Consider the following 2882-nt stretch of genomic DNA (forward strand, 5'->3'; position numbering starts at 1 on the left):
GCCGGGACGCCGCGTAGTCGCTGACCGCGCAGGGACGCAGCAGCACCGCCGCCCGGCCGCCCAGCCCGGTGCCCGAGGAGACGACCAGGGAGCGCAGCGCGGCGGTGCGGGTGCCGCTGAGCTCGCTGATCCGGATCTGCGGCCGCGCGGACTCCACCAGCCCGCCGAAGACGACCGGCAGTCCGCTGCCGCGGCTCAGCCGGGTCAGCGCGGCCCTCATCGCGGCGGAGGCCGCGTCGTCCCCGTCGACCGCGGCCCGTGTCCCTTCCCTCGGCACGACTCGCCCCGCCCTTCGTCGTCTTCCGCGTCTTGCGCCGTACCCCCGTTCGGGGGTGGTGAGATCCGTGTCACGGATTACACGATGGCGGGGAGCCGCCCGGCAATGGTGCCGCGACCAGTTCCAGGAGGAGCCCATGACCACCCGGACCCCGGCCGAGCCGTCGTACACCCACGGCACCGGCACGACACCGCTGCTCGGCGACACCGTCGGCGCGAACCTGTACCGGACCGTCGCCCGCCACCCGGACCGCGAGGCCCTGGTGGACGTGGCGTCCGGGCGCCGCTGGACCTACGCCGAGTTCGGCGCCGCCGTCGACGAGGTGGCCCGGGGGCTGCTCGCCCTGGGCGTGGTCACGGGCGACCGGGTCGGCATCTGGGCGGTCAACTGCCCGGAGTGGGTGATGGTCCAGTACGCGACCGCCCGGATCGGGGCGATCATGGTGAACATCAACCCCGCCTACCGCACCCACGAGCTGGAGTACGTCCTCGGCCAGTCCGGCGTCTCGGTGCTGATCTCCTCGCTCGCGCACCGCGGCAGCGACTACCGGGCGATGGTGGAGGAGGTCGCGGGAGCCTGTCCGGGGCTGCGGGAGGCCGTCTACATCGGCGACCCCACCTGGGACGCCCTCACCGCCGGGGCCGCCTCCGTGCCCGCGGGACGGCCGGCGGAGATCGAGGCCGGACTGAGCTGCGACGACCCGGTGAACATCCAGTACACCTCGGGCACCACCGGCTTCCCCAAGGGCGCCACCCTCTCGCACCACAACATCCTCAACAACGGCTACTGGGTGGGCCGGACGATCGGCTACGGCGAACAGGACCGCATCTGCGTCCCGGTCCCCTTCTACCACTGCTTCGGCATGGTCATGGCGAACCTGGCGGCGACCTCGCACGGCGCCTGCATCGTGATCCCCGCTCCCGCCTTCGACGCGGCGGCCACCCTGCGGGCCGTCCAGGAGGAGCGCTGCACCTCCCTGTACGGGGTGCCGACCATGTTCATCGCCGAGCTCGCCCTCCCCGACTTCGCCTCCTACGACCTGTCCAGCCTGCGCACCGGCATCATGGCGGGCTCGCCCTGCCCGGTGGAGGTGATGAAGCGCGTGGTCACCGAGATGCACATGGCGCAGGTGTCCATCTGCTACGGCATGACCGAGACCTCGCCGGTCTCCCTCCAGACCCGGATGGACGACGACCTCGAGCACCGCACCGCCACCGTCGGCCGGGCGCTGCCGCACATCGAGGTGAAGGTCGTCGACCCGGCGACCGGGGTGACGGTGCCCCGGGGCGTGACCGGCGAACTCCGGACCCGCGGGTACAGCGTGATGCTCGGCTACTGGGACGACCCCGCGCGGACCGCCGAGGCGATCGACGCCGCCCGCTGGATGCACACCGGGGACCTGGCCGTGATGCGCGAGGACGGCTACGTGGAGATCGTCGGCCGCATCAAGGACATGATCATCCGCGGTGGCGAGAACATCTACCCCCGGGAGATCGAGGAGTTCCTGTACGCCCACCCCAAGGTCTCCGACGTCCAGGTCGTCGGGGTGCCGCACGAGCGGTACGGCGAGGAGGTGCTCGCCTGCGTGATCCCCCGCGACCCCGCGGACCCGCCGACCCTGGAGGAGGTGCGGGCGTTCTGCGAGGGCCGGCTGGCGCACTACAAGGTCCCCAGCCGGCTGGCCGTGCTGGACGCCTTCCCGATGACGGTCTCCGGCAAGGTCCGCAAGGTCGAACTGCGCGAGACGCACGCCTGACCGGGGCCTGGGCGGCAGGTCACGGTTCGGCGGCCTCGCCGTGAGCGCTCCCGGCGGCGGCCGCCGCAGCGCCTATCCTGGTCCGCGCCGGGCGACCGGCGAGCCATGGGCGAGGGAGCCCGCGGACGCAGACAAGGAGCCCACCGTTGCCCGAGCAGACCATGGGACCCCGGCCGACGCTCGAGGCTGTCGCGGAACGCGCCGGGGTGTCCCGGGCGACGGTCTCCCGGGTGGTCAACGGCGGCGCCGGGGTGCGTCCGCCGCTCGTCGACAAGGTGCGCAAGGCCGTCGAGGAACTGGGGTACGTCCCGAACCACGCGGCCCGGTCCCTGGTGACCCGGCGTACCGGCGCGGTCGCCGTGATCATCGCGGAGCCCGAGTTCCGGGTGTTCTCCGACCCGTTCTTCGAGCAGAAGATCCGCGGGATCAGCCGTGAACTCAGCGTGCACGAGACCCAGTTGGTGCTGCTGTGGGTGGAGGACGCCGGGGACCACGAGCGGATCGCCCGCTACCTGGAGGGCGGCCACGTGGACGGGGCACTCGCCTTCTCCCTGCACAAGGACGACCGGCTGGCGGCCCTGATAGCCCGCACCCGGATACCCGCGGTCTTCGGCGGCCGCCCGGCGGCGGGGCCCGGGCCCACCGCGCCGTTCGTCGACTGCGACAACCGCGGCGGCGCCCGGGAGGCGGTGCGCCACATGGTGTCGCTGGGCCGCACCCGGATCGCGCACATCGCCGGGCCGCGCGACCAGTTCGCCGCCCTGGACCGGATCGACGGCTACCGGGACGTCCTGGTCGACGCCCCCGAATCATTGTTGTGCCAGGGCGACTTCACCGAGGAGAGCGGCG

Annotated in this window: 2 protein-coding genes and 1 pseudogene; 2 read left to right on the forward strand and 1 reads right to left on the reverse strand. The window is 72.8% G+C overall.

Annotation, left to right across the window (positions count from 1 at the left end; translation table 11 throughout):
* Positions 1 to 220 (reverse strand): annotated as a pseudogene (locus HW445_RS24970) (helix-turn-helix transcriptional regulator); the annotation flags it as partial.
* A 193-nt stretch (positions 221 to 413) separates the two neighbouring features.
* Between HW445_RS24970 and HW445_RS24975 the strand changes: the two are divergent.
* Together HW445_RS24975 and HW445_RS24980 are read left to right on the forward strand one after the other, a co-directional pair.
* Positions 414 to 2033, forward strand: coding sequence for an AMP-binding protein (locus HW445_RS24975; protein ID WP_180223181.1), 1620 nt, complete (start codon positions 414 to 416; stop codon positions 2031 to 2033).
* Positions 2034 to 2194: 161 nt separating this feature from the next.
* On the forward strand, positions 2195 to 2882 hold a 688-nt coding region (locus HW445_RS24980; protein ID WP_374939692.1), incomplete at its 3' end, for a LacI family DNA-binding transcriptional regulator.

Origin of the sequence: Streptomyces sp. UH6, assembly GCF_013421635.1 — a bacterium.
Classification (GTDB): Bacteria; Actinomycetota; Actinomycetes; order Streptomycetales; family Streptomycetaceae; genus Streptomyces; species Streptomyces abyssomicinicus.

Excerpts from the sequence above, each read along its gene's own strand:
- HW445_RS24975 (WP_180223181.1), top strand. The coding sequence starts at position 414 with ATGACCACCCGGACCCCGGCCGAGCCGTCGTACACCCACGGCACCGGC.